General features: G+C 72.9%; 12 protein-coding genes, 1 other RNA gene and 1 pseudogene. 13 read left to right on the top strand and 1 reads right to left on the bottom strand.

Annotated features, from left to right (window positions below; all coding sequences use genetic code 11):
- Nucleotides 1-503: 503 nt before the first annotated feature.
- The 5 genes and pseudogenes from OG702_RS23550 to OG702_RS23570 all read left to right on the top strand — a co-directional run bounded on the left by OG702_RS23550 (nt 504) and on the right by OG702_RS23570 (nt 7,302).
- Entirely contained in the window at nt 504-2,288 is a 1,785-nt protein-coding gene (locus tag OG702_RS23550; RefSeq protein WP_327290915.1) for a serine/threonine-protein kinase, read from the top strand.
- Between the two features lie 322 nt (nt 2,289-2,610).
- Nucleotides 2,611-3,888, top strand: a pseudogene (locus OG702_RS23555) (serine/threonine-protein kinase); the annotation flags it as partial.
- A gap of 986 nt (nt 3,889-4,874) precedes the next feature.
- Nucleotides 4,875-5,993: a peptide chain release factor 2 gene (prfB, locus tag OG702_RS23560; protein WP_327290916.1), complete on the top strand. Its 1,119-nt coding sequence runs from the start codon at nt 4,875-4,877 to the stop codon at nt 5,991-5,993.
- Between the two features lie 240 nt (nt 5,994-6,233).
- A complete protein-coding gene (locus OG702_RS23565; protein ID WP_327290917.1) occupies nt 6,234-6,905 on the top strand; it encodes an LPXTG cell wall anchor domain-containing protein in 672 nt (223 codons plus the stop codon).
- Between the two features lie 142 nt (nt 6,906-7,047).
- On the top strand, nt 7,048-7,302 hold the full coding sequence (locus tag OG702_RS23570) for a DUF6332 family protein (protein ID WP_327290918.1): 255 nt from the start codon (nt 7,048-7,050) through the stop codon (nt 7,300-7,302).
- Between the two features lie 32 nt (nt 7,303-7,334).
- On the opposite strand, the gene OG702_RS23575 is transcribed toward OG702_RS23570, so the two are convergent.
- The gene (locus OG702_RS23575; RefSeq protein ID WP_327290919.1) at nt 7,335-7,526 is read right to left on the bottom strand and encodes a hypothetical protein; all 192 of its coding nucleotides are present in this window, start codon (nt 7,524-7,526) and stop codon (nt 7,335-7,337) included.
- Between the two features lie 283 nt (nt 7,527-7,809).
- On the opposite strand from OG702_RS23575, the gene ftsE reads away from it, so the two are divergent.
- From ftsE to OG702_RS23615, 8 genes are all read left to right on the top strand, one after another.
- Nucleotides 7,810-8,499: a cell division ATP-binding protein FtsE gene (gene ftsE / locus OG702_RS23580; RefSeq protein ID WP_251497822.1), complete on the top strand. Its 690-nt coding sequence runs from the start codon at nt 7,810-7,812 to the stop codon at nt 8,497-8,499.
- A 51-nt stretch (nt 8,500-8,550) separates the two neighbouring features.
- On the top strand, nt 8,551-9,468 hold the full coding sequence (gene ftsX, locus OG702_RS23585; RefSeq protein ID WP_327290921.1) for a permease-like cell division protein FtsX: 918 nt from the start codon (nt 8,551-8,553) through the stop codon (nt 9,466-9,468).
- An 88-nt stretch (nt 9,469-9,556) separates the two neighbouring features.
- Nucleotides 9,557-10,816, top strand: coding sequence for a S41 family peptidase (locus OG702_RS23590; protein WP_327290922.1), 1,260 nt, complete (start codon nt 9,557-9,559; stop codon nt 10,814-10,816).
- Nucleotides 10,817-10,834: 18 nt separating this feature from the next.
- A complete protein-coding gene (smpB, locus tag OG702_RS23595) occupies nt 10,835-11,314 on the top strand; it encodes an SsrA-binding protein SmpB (RefSeq protein ID WP_327290924.1) in 480 nt (159 codons plus the stop codon).
- A gap of 185 nt (nt 11,315-11,499) precedes the next feature.
- Nucleotides 11,500-11,869, top strand: a transfer-messenger RNA (tmRNA) gene (gene ssrA / locus OG702_RS23600).
- A 195-nt stretch (nt 11,870-12,064) separates the two neighbouring features.
- Nucleotides 12,065-13,429: a nitrate/nitrite transporter gene (locus tag OG702_RS23605; protein ID WP_327290925.1), complete on the top strand. Its 1,365-nt coding sequence runs from the start codon at nt 12,065-12,067 to the stop codon at nt 13,427-13,429.
- A gap of 132 nt (nt 13,430-13,561) precedes the next feature.
- Entirely contained in the window at nt 13,562-14,725 is a 1,164-nt protein-coding gene (locus OG702_RS23610; RefSeq protein WP_327290926.1) for a uroporphyrinogen-III synthase, read from the top strand.
- 488 nt (nt 14,726-15,213) lie between these two features.
- Nucleotides 15,214-15,795: a CGNR zinc finger domain-containing protein gene (locus tag OG702_RS23615; protein ID WP_327290927.1), complete on the top strand. Its 582-nt coding sequence runs from the start codon at nt 15,214-15,216 to the stop codon at nt 15,793-15,795.
- The last annotated feature ends 130 nt before the right edge of the window (nt 15,796-15,925 follow it).

A 15,925-nucleotide genomic window follows, 5' to 3' on the forward strand; every position in this document is an offset into this window, starting at 1 on the left:
CACCCGCCACCGACATCCTGACGCCGGTACCACCTCAGGTGATCTTGTCGTACCGCCGAGCGGACCGTTCACCGGCCGCCCGCCGCCCGCCGCCGGGCGGGAAGTGGCCGGAGCGGACCGCCTGGCGCCCGTGTCCCGGCCGCCCCGAAGCCGCATCCGTGCCCGAACCGTGCCCGAACCGGGCCCCGTCCGCGCGGGATCCGGGTCCCGTCCGCGCCGACCCCGGCCCGGAACGGAGGCCGTTTCCGACCGCCTTCCACCCGTTCTCCACCCGTTGTCCGACCGTCTCCCGACCGTTTTCCGCCGGTCCTGTGCCGTGATCGGGCACCGGACGTTCCGCTGGTGACCGCGCTGCGGGCGCGCAACCACAGGCCGCCCCGCGGCGTCCTACCCGGGAATCCCGGCGGCGCCGCCCGGCCACCGTCCGCCGCGCGGCACTACGCTTGGCCGGAACCGGGCACCGCGAGGGACGCCCGGTCACTACGGAGCAGGGAGCGCATGACGTGCGGCCGGTAGGCAGCAAATACCTCCTGGAGGAGCCGCTCGGACGCGGCGCCACAGGCACCGTCTGGCGTGCCCGGGTGCGTGACGAGCAGGGCAGCACGGTCGCCGTCAAGGTGCTCAAGGAAGAGCTGGCCGGCGACCCCGACGTGGTGATGCGCTTCCTGCGCGAGCGCTCCGTCCTGCTCCGGCTGCGGCACCCGCACATCGTGCGCGTCCGCGACCTGGTCGTCGAGGGCGATCTGCTCGCCCTGGTGATGGATCTCATCGACGGCCCCGACCTGCACCGCTACCTGCGCGACAACGGCCCCTTCACCCCGGTGGCCGCCTCGCTGCTGACCGCGGCCGTCGCCGACGCGCTCGCCGCCAGCCACGCCGACGGCGTCGTGCACCGGGACCTGAAGCCCGCCAACGTGCTGCTCGCCACCCTCAGAGGTGACGACGGCACCGAGCGGATGCACCCGATGCTCACCGACTTCGGCATCGCGCGGCTCGCGGACTCGCCGGGCGTCACCAGGACCCACGAATTCGTCGGCACCCCCGCCTACGTGGCGCCGGAGTCCGCCCAGGGCCGCCCGCAGACCTCCGCGGTCGACGTCTACGGCGCCGGGATCCTGCTGTACGAGCTGGTCACCGGCCGGACGCCCTTCCAGGGCGAGAACGCCATCGAGGTGCTCCAGGCCCATCTCAACCAGCAGCCGCGCCGCCCAAGCACCGTGCCGGAACCGCTGTGGACGGTCATCGAGCGCTGCCTGCGCAAGGAGCCGGCGCAGCGGCCGAGCGCCGACAGCCTGGCCCGCGCGCTGCGGGTGGTCGCGGCCGGCGTCGGCGTGCACGCCACCCCGGCGGCCGCCGAGGCGGCCCTGGGCGTCGGCGCGCTGCTCGCCCCCGACGAGACCCCGACGCTGGTGCCGGGCACCGGCCAGGGCGGCGCTCAGGACGCCGGGCTCGGCAGCGGCGACGCGGACCCCACGCAGGTGCTGCCCTCGGGCCAGGGCGGCTCCTACGACCCGAACGCCGCGACCAGCGTGCTGCCCTCGGACGCCGACCGCTCGGGCCGGCCCGCCGCCGACGGCACCCGCGTCCTGCCGCCGGTGTCCGACGACACCCCGCAGTCGGGGCGGCCACAGGGCCCGCACCCCTGGGAGTCGCAGCTCAGCGCCGCCCGGCAGCGCAACGACCAGACCGAGGCGCGCTACCTGCCGCCGGAGATGGACCCGCTCTTCCGCCGCCCCCGCCGCCAGCCGGGCCAGCAGGAGCAGGGCCGCCCCGGCGGCCAGGGCCAGGAGGGCTACGGCTACCCGCAGCAGCAGCAGGGCGGCCAGGGCTACGGCTATCCCCAGCAGCAACAGGCCGGCGGCCAGGGCTACGGCTACCCGCAGCAGGGCCGCCAGCAGCCGCAGCCCCAGCCGCAGCAGTCCGCGCCCCCGCAGCAGCCGCGCTACCAGCAGCCGCAGCCGCAGCGCTACGAGCCGCAGCAGCGCCCGCCGGCCCCGGCCCCCGAGCCGCCCCGCCCGCACGAGCCGCGGCGGCGCAGCGCCAACCCGGTCAAGATCCCGGGCCTCGGCTGCCTCAAGGGCTGCCTGACGGTGATCCTGGTGATCGTGGTGCTCTTCGTCGTCGTCTGGTACACCACCCCGCTGCCGGACTGGGTCGACAGCACCCGCAACCTGTTCCACGCGACGTCGGGTTGGGCGCACTCGGCGTGGGACAAGATCTCCTCGATCACCGGCGACTCCGGCGGCGGCCAGGGCGACAACGCCCCCGGCCTGAGCAACACCCCCTGACCTGAAGGGGCTTGACCGGCCTGATCGGCCTGGACCGCCTGACCGGCTCCACCGGCGACGGCCCCGGCGGCGACAGCCGGAGCGCCCGCCGCGGCACCCTCGCTCCCGGGGGTGCCGCGCCCCTCCCACGTACCGGCCGATCACCGCCGTCTGCCCATTCCGGCGCCCACTGTGGGGATTTGTCGACTTCCGAAGGGTGATTTCTCGTGCGGAACGCCCACTCACCGGTCTCCCGTACCCCGAACAGCCCCTGATCCGCGTAGCTTTGTCGGCAACGCTTTGTCGCCCACGCGACGGACCGCCGGAGGAGTCGGAGCAAGCCTTGGCCAGGAAGATCGGCAGCCGCTACACCGCCCACCAGGTGCTCGGGCGGGGATCCGCGGGGACGGTGTGGCTCGGTGACGGCCCCGAAGGACCGGTCGCCATCAAGCTGCTGCGCGAGGACCTGGCGTCCGACCAGGACCTGGTCGGCCGCTTCGTGCAGGAGCGCACCGCGCTGCTGTCGCTGGACGACCCGCACATCGTCGGCATCCGCGACCTGGTGGTGGACGGCAGCGACCTCGCCCTGGTGATGGACCTGGTCCGCGGCACCGACCTGCGCTCCCGGCTCGAGCGCGAACGCCGGCTCGTCCCCGAGGCCGCCGTCGCCATCGCCGCGGACGTCGCCGACGGCCTCGCCGCCGCCCATGGCGCGGGCGTGGTCCACCGCGACGTCAAGCCGGAGAACGTCCTGCTCGACTCCGCCGCCCCGGCCGGCCCCGGCGGCGCCCCGCCCGCGCTGCTCACCGACTTCGGCATCGCCCGCCTGGTCGACTCCCCGCGCCGCACCCGCGCCACCCGCATCATCGGCACCCCGGACTACCTGGCCCCGGAGATCATCGAGGGCCTGCCACCGCGCGCCTCGGTGGACATCTACGCGCTGGCCACCGTGCTCTACGAGCTGCTCGGCGGCTTCACCCCCTTCGGCGGCGGCCACCCCGGCGCCGTGCTGCGCCGGCACGTGACCGAGGCCGTACAGCCGCTGCCCGGGCTGCCCGCCGAGCTCGAACGGATCCTCACCGCCTGCCTGGCCAAGGCCCCCGCCTCCCGGCTCACCGCAGGGGAGCTGGGCACCCGGCTGCGCGACCTGCTGCCGCAGCTGGCCGGACTGCCCGCGCTGGACGTGGCAGCGCCGGGCGACGCGGGCGAGGAGGGCGGGTACGCCGAGCCGGGCACGGAGCCGGCCCCCGCCGCCGCACCGCCCGCGCCTCCCGTGCCGCCGGGCGGCGACCGCAGGCGCGGCGCCGTACCGCTGGTGCGGGGCGCCGCCCCGGACTCCAGCCGGGACACCCACACCAGCATCAAGCTGCCCACCGCCGAGGAGCTGGCCGGCTTCGGCGCCTCCCGCGGCGCCGCCAAGGGCCGCGCCTCCGCGCCCGGGCGGCCCGCCAGCCCCCGGCACCGCGCGGTCTCCGACGCCATACGGCAGCGGCGGATCCGGTTCGCCGCCGCGGCCGCCGCCGCGCTCGCCGTCGCCGGGATCGGCGGCTGGGGCATCTCCCAGGCCGGCTCCTCGGGCTCCCCGGGGCCCGGCACCTCCCGCGACGACGCCCCGCCCGCCGGTGACCCCGGGGCCGACCCCACGACCTCCCACCGGGCCACCACCCCGGCCGCCCCCACGGGGGGCGCCGACGCCCCGCAGAGCCGTATCGGACAGCCGCTGGCGCTGCCCCGCTGGTCCGCCTTCCAGGGGGTCCCCGCGGCCGGCGTCCCGCTGGTCGGCGGCCCGCGCGCGCTCGTCGTGGACGGCGCCACGTACGTCTTCGCCCGCGGCCAGGACAAGAACGTCTGGTACGTCGTCCGCGACCGCTCCGGCTACGGCCCCTGGCACAAGCTCAGCGGGATAAACGTCGCCGACGACCCGGCCGCGGTCTCCGCCAGGGCCGGCCGGATCGACCTGTTCGCGCTCGGCACCGACGGCCTGCTCTACCGCAGGACGATGTCCGGGAGCCACTGGAACTCCTGGTCGCAGGTCGACGAGCGCACCCACTTCGACGCCGCCCCGGCCGCCGCGTCCTCCGAACCCGGCCGGATCGACCTGGTCGGCAGGGTCGGCGGCGACCTGGTCACCGCCTCGCTGGTCGGCAGCCGCTGGAACGCCTGGGCCGTCGTCCCCACCGCCGGCCGGGTCACCGCCGCCCCCGCCCTGGTCTCCCGGGCCCGCGGCACCCTCGACGCCTTCGTCGTCCGCAAGGCCGACGGCGCCGTCCTGCAGCTCCCGTACTCCGACGGCGCCTGGCGCCCCGCCACCGTCGTCCAGGGCCTCGACGCCACCGCGCGCCCGGACGCCGTCGCCGCCGGGAACCGGCTCTACGCCTTCGCGCCCGGCGGGCAGGCCGCGGTCGCCCCCGACGCCGACTGGTCCACCGCCCCGCTGCCGGGCACGCCCACCGCCCTGGGCGCGGCGGCGGCGTCGGCGCACACCCTGGAGATCTTCACCCGCACGTCCTCCGGCACCCTCAGCCGGGCGACGGCGTCGGTGTAGGCCTGGAGACCGTCCCGGCACGACCGGGGCGGTAGGTTTCGGCCAGCCGGTACGCTGGACCCGTGGCAATCGTCGATGTATCCGAAGAACTGAAATCCCTGTCCTCGACCATGGGGTCGATCGAGGCCGTCCTCGACCTCGACCGGATGCGGAACGACATCGCCGCGCTTGAGGAGCAGGCCGCCGTCCCGTCCCTGTGGGACGACCCGGAGAGCGCGCAGAAGATCACCAGCCGGCTCTCCCACCTGCAGGCCGAGCTGCGCAAGGTCGAGACGCTGCGCGGCCGTATCGACGACCTCGCCGTGCTGTTCGAGCTCGCCGAGGCGGAGGACGACGCCGACACCCGCACCGAGGCCGAGGCCGAGCTGGACGAGGTCCGCAAGTCGCTGGACGAGATGGAGGTCAGGACGCTGCTGTCGGGCGAGTACGACGCCCGCGAGGCCCTGGTCAACATCCGCGCGGAGGCCGGCGGCATCGACGCGGCGGACTTCGCCGAGCAGCTCCAGCGGATGTATCTGCGCTGGGCCGAGCGCCACGGCTACTCCACCGAGGTCTACGAGACCTCGTACGCGGAGGAGGCCGGCATCAAGTCGACCACCTTCGTCGTCAAGGCCCCCTACGCGTACGGCACTCTCTCCGTCGAGCAGGGCACCCACCGCCTGGTGCGGATCTCCCCCTTCGACAACCAGGGCCGCCGCCAGACGTCCTTCGCCGGCGTCGAGGTGCTCCCGGTCGTGGAGCAGAGCGACCACGTCGAGATCGACGAGTCCGAACTGCGTGTCGATGTCTACCGTGCCTCCGGTCCCGGCGGCCAGGGCGTCAACACCACCGACTCCGCGGTCCGCATCACCCACATTCCCACCGGCATCGTCGTCTCCTGCCAGAACGAGCGCTCCCAGATCCAGAACAAGGCCAGCGCCATGAACGTCCTCCAGGCCAAGCTGCTGGAACGCCGCCGCCAGGAGGAGCAGGCCCTGATGGACTCCCTCGGCAAGAGCGACGGCGGCAACTCCTGGGGCAACCAGATGCGTTCGTACGTCCTGCACCCGTACCAGATGGTCAAGGACCTGCGCACCGACTACGAGGTCGGCAACCCCCACGGCGTCCTCGACGGCGACATCGACGGCTTCATCGAGGCGGGCATCCGCTGGCGCAAGTCCCGTGAAAAGGCCGCGGCTTGAGCCCTCACGGCGTCGCGGATGTCACAGAGCTGTGGAGAAGTGCCGGGCACACAGGGGTAATTCGTACATTGTGTGCTTAATGGCCTTGACGCTCCGGGGGAAAGGGGCGAGGGTGATGCGCGGCATGCGCATGACTGAGGCGTCAGCTCACGGGGGTGAGCGTTGAGGACTCCCTCCGGTGACAAGCCCTCTCCTTGTCTGCGCAGCCCGAAGCAGACATCTACTGGGGGTAATTGACTCATGAGCAAGCGCAATACGCGGCTGCGTGTCGCCCGCATTGCCGCGGCGGCCGTCATAGCCGGCGGCGCCTCCCTGACAGCCGTGGGCGCAGCCCAGGCCGTCACCAACGACAGTGCGTCCACCCCGTCCATCCACGTCATGGACGAGACGACGGGCCCGACCGACCCGCTGAGCGGGGCGAACGGCGGCCCGGTCGACCCGACGACGAACCCGCCGACGGACGATCCGACGACGAACCCGCCGACGGACGATCCGACGACGAACCCGCCGACGGACGACCCGACGACGAACCCGCCGACGGACGACCCGACGACGAACCCGCCGACGGACGAGCCGACCACGAACCCGCCGACCACCGGCACCACGTCCGGCGCGAACGGCGGCAACGCGAACGGCGGCACCTCGGCGCCGCCCAGCTCGCCGTCCGGCACCAACCCCGACGGCAACAACAACACCTGCACCCTGACCGGTGAGAGTGTCGACTGCGGCAACAACGACACCAACACCGACAACACGCAGCCGGTCCCGCAGGGCGACACGTCGAGCCAGCTCGCCGAGACCGGTTCGAACGGCACCGCCTTCCTGCTGATCGGCGCCGCGACCCTGATCGCCGGCGGCATCGGCTTCCGCATCAGCCCGCGCCTGGCGGCCAACCGCCGCAACGCCGCCTGACGCCACCAGCACGGCACGGGGTACGGGGCCGGAACGCACCAGCGTTCCGGCCCCTTTGCATGCCGCGACCCCCTGCGCAAGCGGGGGCGGCTGTCCGGTCAAGAGGTGTCCGGCCCTCGCCGGGGCGTGTGAGACTTGGGCCGTGGACATGGGGCGGGAAGCACGCTGGGACAAGGACGCCATGACCGTCGAGATCGTCTTCGCACTGGTCACCGGGTGCGTGCTCGCCGGGGCCGTTTTCGGCGTCGTCGCGGGTCTCACGCTGCTGTGCGGGGTCTCAGGCGAGGGCCGCGGCAGCCTGCTGGCCGGGGGCGGCCTCGCCGGGGGTGCGCTCGGAGTGTGGCGGGTGGTGCGGGTGCTGCGGCGGTTCGACGCGGGGCGCCGCGAGGGCAACTGAGCGGGGCCCCCGGCAGGCTCCGGAAGGCCGCGTCACGCCGTGGCGTGCTCCACGACCAGGACCACGGCCAGCAGGGCGATGAGCAGCGCGATCAGGGCCGCGGGAGATATGGACGACCAGCCCGGCTCCTGCTCCATACGAGCACGGTTGGCGCGGCACACCGGGCAGCGGCCTTCGGCCACCGGGCCGGAACAGTTCGCGCAGACCAGCCTGTCGACTGTCATGGTGATCTCCTCACTCCGTCCGGTGAACGCTCCCGGTGGGTGAATGGTTCCCGAGGGGGGTCTGCTCCAGTCCTCCGGGCGGCAGTGCGTACGTGGTCTCCAGTCTCTCAGCTTCCCGGCCGCGGCGCTCGCGGGGGCGGCAGAAGCAGGGAATGGCGGGGTTGCCCGGATATGCCCTGTGGGACGGCCCACCAACCCGGTACGACGACTGCGCACGGCTTGCCCTGTCGCGTAGTGTCGCCTCATCCCCTGTCCGCCCATCCCGCAAACCCCTGGTGCGAACGTGATCCGATTCGACAACGTCACCAAGACCTACCCCAAGCAGAACCGGCCCGCGCTGCGGGACGTGTCGCTGGAGATCGAGAAGGGTGAGTTCGTCTTCCTGGTGGGCTCCTCGGGCTCGGGCAAGTCGACCTTCCTGCGGCTGATCCTGCGCGAGGAGCGGACCGACACCGGCATGGTGCACGTGCTGGGCAAGGACCTGGCCCGGCTGTCGAACTGGAAGGTCCCGCACATGCGGCGCCAGCTCGGCACCGTCTTCCAGGACTTCCGGCTGCTGCCGAACAAGACGGTCGCCCAGAACGTCGCCTTCGCCCTCGAGGTGATCGGCAAACCCCGCGGCACCATCCGCAAGACCGTGCCCGAGGTGCTGGACCTGGTCGGCCTGGCCGGCAAGGAGGACCGGATGCCGGGCGAGCTGTCCGGCGGTGAGCAGCAGCGCGTGGCGATCGCCCGGGCGTTCGTCAACCGGCCCATGCTGCTGATCGCCGACGAGCCGACCGGAAACCTCGACCCGCAGACGTCCGTGGGCATCATGCGGCTGCTCGACCGGATCAACAGGACCGGCACCACCGTGGTGATGGCCACCCACGACCAGAACATCGTCGACCAGATGCGCAAGCGCGTCATCGAACTGGAGAAGGGGCGGCTGGTACGCGACCAGTCGCGCGGTGTCTACGGCTACCAGCACTAGCAGCCGGCCGAACCGACAACGTCAGCCCTTCCGAAAGGAACCTCGACCCCCATGCGCCTCCAGTTCTTCCTGTCGGAGATCGGCGTCGGCCTCCGTCGCAACCTCACGATGACCTTCGCCGTGATCATCTCCGTGGCGCTCTCGCTCGCCCTCGCCGGTGGCGCCCTGCTGGCCAACAAGCAGGTCGACTCGATGAAGGGCTTCTGGTACGACAAGGTCCAGGTCACCGTCTACATGTGCAACAAGAGCGACGCGGGCTCCACGCCCAGCTGCGCCAAGGGTGCGGTGACCGACGACCAGAAGACGCAGATCCTCGCGGACCTCAAGAAGCTCCCGATCGTGGAGAAGGTCTACTACGAGAGCGCCGAGGGCGCGTACAAGAACTACGAGAAGCAGTTCAAGAACTCGCCGATGGCCACCTCCATCACGCCGGACCAGATGCCGGAGAACTACCGGGTCAAGCTCAAGGACCCGACGAAGTTCACCGTCATCGCCAGCGCCTTCCAGGGGCGCCCCGGCGTCCAGTCGGTGGAGGACCAGCGGGCGGTGCTGAAGAACCTGTTCTCGCTGCTCGGCGGCATGACCAAGGCGGCCTACGTGGTGCTGGCCTTCATGCTGACCGTCGCGATGCTGCTGATCATCAACACCGTGCGGGTGTCGGCGTTCAGCCGCCGCCGGGAGACCGGCATCATGCGGCTGGTGGGCGCGTCCAGCTTCTACATCCAGATGCCGTTCATCATGGAGGCGGCCTTCGCCGGCCTGGTCGGAGCGGGCGTCGCCTGCGTGATGCTGCTCGGCGGGCGGTACTTCATGATCGACGCCGGGCTCAAGCTCCAGGACAAGATCCCGCTGGTGTCCTTCCTCGGCTGGGGGCCCGTCGTCCAAGTCCTGCCGCTGGTCCTGCTGATCGGATTCCTGATGCCCGCGGCGGCCGCGTTCATCGCCCTGCGGCGGTACTTGAGGGTCTGACCGGGGGCCGGGCCCGGGCGTCCACCACGGCCGCCGCGGTCGTCGTATCTTTCCGTACCGCGCCTGTTTCTGGCCTAGACTTCCCGCCATGTCCGGCCCGTTGCTGTTCGGGACGCCCCGCCGCATCCGCCGTGGGGCGACCCTGACGTTGGTCTTCGGCACCCTGCTGGCCACCGGTGCCGCGGCCGGCAGCCTGACGGAAACGCAGCAGCGCCCCCGGGTGCGCATCGCGGCGGCCACCGCGGCCGATCCGGGCCGGCACGGCGCCAACCCGGCCCGCACCGGCGCCGCGAGCACCCCCGGCGACGCCAAGGGCCCGCAGCAGAAGGCCGCGGAAGGCAGCGGGCGCGCACCGGTCGACAGCGAGCGCATCGCCCAGGAGATCGCCCAGGGCAAGGTCGGCGCGCAGACCGTGCAGAAACTCGTCAGCCGCAGCGGCGACCGCTGGTCGTCCTTCTACACCGCGCAGGAGTACGCCGGCCTCCAGGAGGCCCTGGACGGGCGCTACGTGGGCGTCGGGCTGTGGGTGCGGCGGATCGACGGCGGCCGCGTCCAGATCGCCCGGGTGCAGTCCGGCAGCCCGGCCCAGCGGGCCGGCGTCCGGGTCGGCGACATGCTCGCCTCGATCGACTCCACCCGGTGCGGCGGCCTCGCGGTCACCGAGGTCGTCGCCGACCTGCGCGGCGACAACACGCCGGGCAGCACCGTCACGCTCGCCCTGCAGCGCGGCGGCCGCGCGTGGACCGTCACGATGCAGCGGGCCACCCTCGCCACCGAGGCCGTCACCGTCAGCCACCCCGGCGGCCAGGACGGCCCCACCGACATCGCCATCGACGCCTTCACCCTCGGCACCGGCAAGCAGGTGCAGGCGGCGGTGCGCACCGCCGAGCACGGCGTGCTGCTCGACCTGCGGGGCAACTCCGGGGGGCTGGTCGAGGAGGCCGTCGCGGTGGCGTCCGCGTTCCTCGACGGCGGCCTGGTCGCCACCTACGACGTGCACGGCCGGCAGCAGGCCCTCTACGCGGCCGCCGGCGGCGACACCGCGAAGCCGCTGGTGGTCCTGGTCGACGGCGGCACCATGAGCGCCGCGGAACTGCTGGCCGGGGCGCTGCAGGACCGCGGCCGGGCGGTGGTGGTCGGCTCCCGCACCTTCGGCAAGGGCTCGGTCCAGATGCCCAGCGCCCTGCCCGACGGCTCGGTCGCCGAGCTGACCGTCGGCCACTACAGCCTGCCGGACGGCCGCGGGGTCGACGGCCGCGGCATCGACCCCGACGTCCAGGTGACCGGCGGCGCGGACCCGGCAGCCGAGGCGCGCGAGGTAATCGCTGGCCTCGGCACCCCCTCCTAGTGGGAGAATGACGGGGCTATGGCAAAAGAGACCGGTCGCAAGATCATCGCGCAGAACAAGAAGGCGCGACACGATTACCTCATCCTCGACACGTACGAGGCGGGCCTGGTGCTCACGGGCACCGAGGTCAAGTCGCTCCGCATGGGCCGCGCGTCGCTCGTCGACGGCTTCGCCCAGCTCGACGACGGCGAGGCATGGCTGCACAACGTGCACATCCCGGAGTACACCCAGGGCACCTGGACCAACCACTCGGCCCGCAGGAAGCGCAAGATGCTGCTGCACCGGGCCGAGATCGACAAGCTGGTCCACAAGACCCAGGAGAGCGGCCACACCATCGTGCCGCTGGTGCTGTACTTCAAGGACGGCCGGGTGAAGGTCGAGATCGCGCTGGCGAAGGGCAAGAAGGAGTACGACAAGCGCCAGACGCTGCGGGAGAAGCAGGACCGCCGCGAGTCCGACCGCGCGGTCTCCGCCGCCCGCCGCCGCCAGCGCGCCTGACCCGCCGGCGCCCCGGCCGTGCGGGTGCCGCGGGGCTGAGCGACCCGTACGGCGGACCCGTACGCCTGACCCGTACGGCGGACCCCGCCGGGAATACGCTGGCCGCGCCGCGCGCTGATCACGTACGATGGAACCAGCAGCACCGGACCATGGTGAGTCCGGTGTGCACATTGAAAACACCACATGGGGATGATCGGTTTCGACTGGGGATGTCGAAGCAGGGGAAGCGAGCCGAGGAAGCGGCAATGATCTCGTTAACCATATGTCGCAACCAATAATCGCCAACACCAAGCGCGATTCCTTCGCCCTCGCTGCCTAAGTAGCGACTTGCGAAGTGTCAGCCCGGGGGTGATCCCGACCCGGATCCTGGCATCATCAAGGGATCTAAACTTCTAGGACCGGTCACGGGTCCCAGAAGGAAATCAAACAGTGACTGAGCCCGTCGGCAGCTTGTCCGCGTGACTGCCGGGGCCGAGAAAAGCACAGCGGACTGCGCTCGGAGAAGCCCTGTTTTTGCACCACAGGACGCGGGTTCGATTCCCGCCATCTCCACTCATCCCATGCGCCGGACGGCGCCCCCCGCTGCGGGGGGCGCCGTCCGGCGTTTCTGGGGGCTCACAGTGGGGGGCTCGGGGGAATGAGAGCACGGTTGCGTTCGTGTGACCTGGTGGCACGGGGTGGTAACGCGGCGTTCCTATCGTCGGTGGCACACCCCGCGGAGCACGGGGCCGGGTCACAGGGAGGCGCGCCATGAGTCGATGGGCAGGCCGGTGGATCGAGCGGTGGGACCCCGAGGACGAGCGGTTCTGGCGGGAGGGTGGCGGCAGCCGGGTCGCGCTGCGGAACCTGGTCTTCTCGGTGCTCTCCGAACACATCGGCTTCTCCATATGGAGCCTCTGGTCGGTGATGGTGCTGTTCATGGGGCCCGAATACCACGTGGATCCCGCCGGGAAGTTCTTCCTGGTGGCGACGCCGACGCTGGTCGGCGGGGTGCTGCGGGTGCCGTACACCTTCGCTGTGGCGAAATTCGGCGGGCGGAACTGGACGATCGTCAGTGCGCTGATGCTGCTGATCCCCACGGTGACCGCGGCCTTCGTGATGGAACCCGGCGTCTCCTACGGCACTCTCATGGTGGTCGCGGCGCTCACCGGGGTCGGCGGCGGCAACTTCGCCTCCTCCATGACCAATATCAACTCCTTCTACCCGCTGCGGGAGAAGGGCTGGGCGCTCGGCCTCAACGCCGGCGGCGGCAACCTCGGCGTCGCCGCGGTCCAGCTGGTCGGGCTGCTGGTCATCGCCACCGCTGGGGCCGCCCACCCGCGGGTCGTGCTCGCCGTCTACATCCCGCTGACGGTGGTCGCCGCCGCGCTGGCGGCGCTGTTCATGGACAACCTCACGACGGTGCGGAACGACACCGGGGCGGCCGTCGACGCGGCGAAGGACCCGCACACCTGGATCATGTCGGTCCTCTATATCGGCACCTTCGGCTCCTTCATCGGCTACAGCTTCGCCTTCGGCCTGGTCCTGCAGAACCAGTTCGGCCGCACCCCGCTGCACGCGGCCTACCTGACCTTCATCGGGCCGCTGCTCGGCTCGCTCATCCGGCCGGCCGGCGGCCGCCTCGCCGACCGCTTCGGCGGCGGGCGCGTCACGCTGTGGACCTTCCTGGCCATGGCCGCCGCCACCGGGGTCGTCGTGGTGGCGTCCGAGCGGAAGTCGCTCGGGCTGTTCCTGCCCGGCTTCATCGTGCTGTTCGTGCTCAGCGGGCTCGGCAACGGGTCGACGTACAAGATGATCCCCGGCATCTTCCAGCGCAAGGCCGAGGCCAGGGGCCTCACCGGCGAGGCCGCGGCGGCGCAGGGGCGGCGGCTGTCGGGTGCGTCGATGGGCCTGATCGGCGCGGTCGGCGCGCTCGGCGGGGTCGGCATCAACCTGGCCTTCCGGGAGAGCTTCCTGAACGCCCGGTCCGGCACCCCCGCCTTCGTCTGCTTCCTGGCCTACTACGGGATCTGTTTCGTCGTCACCTGGGCCGTATACCTGCGGCGCCCGGCACGTACCGCCGCGGGCACCGGGCAGAGCGCTCCCACCGGTACGGCCGTCTACGCGGAGGTGTGAGCACCTGCCCCGTACGTAACACCGGGGAAATCCCGGCGAACCGAAGCCGTCACCCCGCCTTGGGACGATGCCGGAACCCCGGCGGGGCGACGGGGAGGCCAACGGAACCTCAGCGGCAAGGTGGGCGGATCGATGCGGGCGCAAGAGCCGAGCGGGAACGGCGGACCAGGACCGGTGGCGCCGCTGGCGGGCTTCACCGTCGGCGTGACGGCCGCCCGCCGCGCCGACGAGCTGGCCGCGCTGCTTGAGCGGCGCGGCGCGGCCGTGCTGCGGGCGCCGGTGCTGCGGATCGTGCCGCTGCCCGACGACGCGGAACTGATGGCCAGGACGAAGCAACTGCTCGACGACGCACCCGACGTCGTGGTCGCCACCACCGCGATCGGCTTCCGCGGCTGGATCGAGGCGGCCGACGGATGGGGCCTCGGCGAGGCTCTGCTGCGGCGGCTCGGCGAGGTCGAACTCCTCGCCCGCGGCCCGAAAGTACGCGGCGCGGTCCGCGCGGCCGGGCTCACCGAGGCGTGGTCGCCCGCCTCGGAGTCCATGGCCGAGGTGCTGGAACGGCTCCTCGACCAGGGCGTCGACGGGCGCCGGGTCGCCGTGCAGCTGCACGGGGAGCCGCTGCCCGGCTTCATCGAGTCGCTGCGGGTGGCCGGGGCGCGGGTGGTGGCCGTCCCCGTCTACCGCTGGATGCCGCCGGAGGACCTGGGTCCTGTCGACCGGCTGCTCGACGCGGTGTTCGCGCGCTCGCTGGACGCGGTGAGCTTCACCAGCGCGCCCGCGGCGGCCTCGCTCCTCGACCGCGCCGGGCAGCGCGGGCGGCTCGACGACCTGCTCGCCGCCTTCCGGCGCGACGTGCTGGTCGCCTGCGTCGGGCCCGTCACCGCGCTGCCCCTGCAGGCGCACGACATCCCCACCGTGCAGCCGGAACGCTTCCGGCTCGGGCCGCTCGTCCAGCTCGTCGCCAGGGAGCTGCCGGGGCGGGTACGGCCGCTGCCGGTGGCCGGGCACCAGGTGGAGATCCGCGGCCAGGCCGTGGTGGTCGACGGCGCGCTCCGGCCGGTGCCGCCGGCCGGGATGGCCCTCCTGCGGGCCCTCGCCCGGCGCCCCGGCTGGGTCGTCTCCCGCGCGGACCTGCTGCGGGTGCTGCCGGGGGCGGGGCGGGACGAGCACGCCGTCGAGACGGCGATGGCGCGGCTGCGCTCCGCGCTGGGGGCGCCGAAGCTCATCCAGACGGTGGTCAAGCGGGGGTACCGACTGTCCCTCGACCCCCACGCGGACAAATACGCTCCCGGCTGAGCGCATGTCGCTCCGCTGCCGGGGGTGGGCCCTTCGGGGGTGCCCCCGCGCCCCGGTGCCGGGACCTTCGGCGGGTGGGTGGTTGCGCGCGCACCTCCTCGCGCCCCTGGGCGACTGCCACTTGCGGTGCGCACCCGCCTGCGGCGCCGTCGTGGCTGGTCGCGCAGTTCTCCCCCAGCGCTTCGCCTGGGGGTGCCCCACGCGCCCCTGAAGAACGGTCACCCTCCTCGCAGAGGGCAAGCCCCCAGGGGCGCGCTCAGCCGGGGTGGCGGGGAGATGCGAACGCCACAGCAAGTGGCAAGCACCTGGCAGCCGAGCGCAGCACCATGTGCGGGTGGCGCCGCAGGGGGCAGGACGTGGAGGGGCCCCGCCGTGGGGCAATCACGTAGGGGTGCCAGGCGCCGCGGGCCAGGCGGGATTTGTCAGACACGGCCTAGCCCCCGACCGGGAGGTACCGGCACTCTGGGGGGCGACGGAGGGAAGGGGCGATGGGGGAGTTGAGGTTCGACGGGGGGCGGGTGTGCCTGGACCTCGTGGCGACGCGGGTCGCGCGGCCGGTGGGGGAGCGGCTCGACCGGGTCGAGCGGGTGGTCGAGTGGGTGTACGGCACCGGGCTCGTCCCGCCGGGGACAGCGGTGCCGGCGGAGCCGGACTGGGCGCGGGGCCTGCAGGACCTCCGTACGCTCCTGGAGGCACTGGTGGCCGCGCAGCTCACCGGCACCCCGGCCGCGCCGGAGGCGGTGGCGCGGCTCAACGAGGTCGCGCGGGCCGCCGCCCCGCCCGCGACCCGGGCGGTGCTCGGCTCTGACGGCTCCCTGACCAGGGCACTCGCGGCGCCGCCGGACGCGGCGTCCCTGCTCGCGGCGGTGGCGAGGGACGCGGTGGACCTGTTCACCGACCCCGTCGCCCGCTCCCAGCTGCGCCGCTGCGAGGGCGAGAACTGCGCCCTGGTCTACCTGGACACCTCCCGGGGCCGCCGGCGCCGCTGGTGCAGCAGCGAGGTGTGCGGCAACCGCGAACGGGTCGCCAGGCACCGGCGGCGGAGCAGCCGGGCGCTGCGCAACGCCTGACGAGGACTCCGGGGGAGGGAATTCCCGGCGCCGGGCGGATGTGCCGGGTGGGCAGAAGGGCGCAGGTCGCGTACGGTTGCAGGCTGCCCCTCGCGCGGGGAACGGTAACCCGCGGGGTGGCGCACGACGT

Origin of the sequence: Streptomyces sp. NBC_01198, from assembly GCF_036010485.1 — a bacterium.
Lineage (GTDB): Bacteria > Actinomycetota > Actinomycetes > Streptomycetales > Streptomycetaceae > Actinacidiphila.

What these genes read in the sequence shown, in the direction of transcription:
- OG702_RS23565 (WP_327290917.1), top strand. Translation starts at nt 6,234, where the DNA reads ATGAGCAAGCGCAATACGCGGCTGCGTGTCGCCCGCATTGCCGCGGCG.
- OG702_RS23575 (WP_327290919.1), bottom strand. Translation starts at nt 7,526, where the DNA reads ATGACAGTCGACAGGCTGGTCTGCGCGAACTGTTCCGGCCCGGTGGCC.
- ftsX (WP_327290921.1), top strand. Translation starts at nt 8,551, where the DNA reads ATGCGCCTCCAGTTCTTCCTGTCGGAGATCGGCGTCGGCCTCCGTCGC.
- OG702_RS23590 (WP_327290922.1), top strand. Translation starts at nt 9,557, where the DNA reads ATGTCCGGCCCGTTGCTGTTCGGGACGCCCCGCCGCATCCGCCGTGGG.
- smpB (WP_327290924.1), top strand. Translation starts at nt 10,835, where the DNA reads ATGGCAAAAGAGACCGGTCGCAAGATCATCGCGCAGAACAAGAAGGCG.
- OG702_RS23605 (WP_327290925.1), top strand. Translation starts at nt 12,065, where the DNA reads ATGAGTCGATGGGCAGGCCGGTGGATCGAGCGGTGGGACCCCGAGGAC.
- OG702_RS23610 (WP_327290926.1), top strand. Translation starts at nt 13,562, where the DNA reads ATGCGGGCGCAAGAGCCGAGCGGGAACGGCGGACCAGGACCGGTGGCG.
- OG702_RS23615 (WP_327290927.1), top strand. Translation starts at nt 15,214, where the DNA reads ATGGGGGAGTTGAGGTTCGACGGGGGGCGGGTGTGCCTGGACCTCGTG.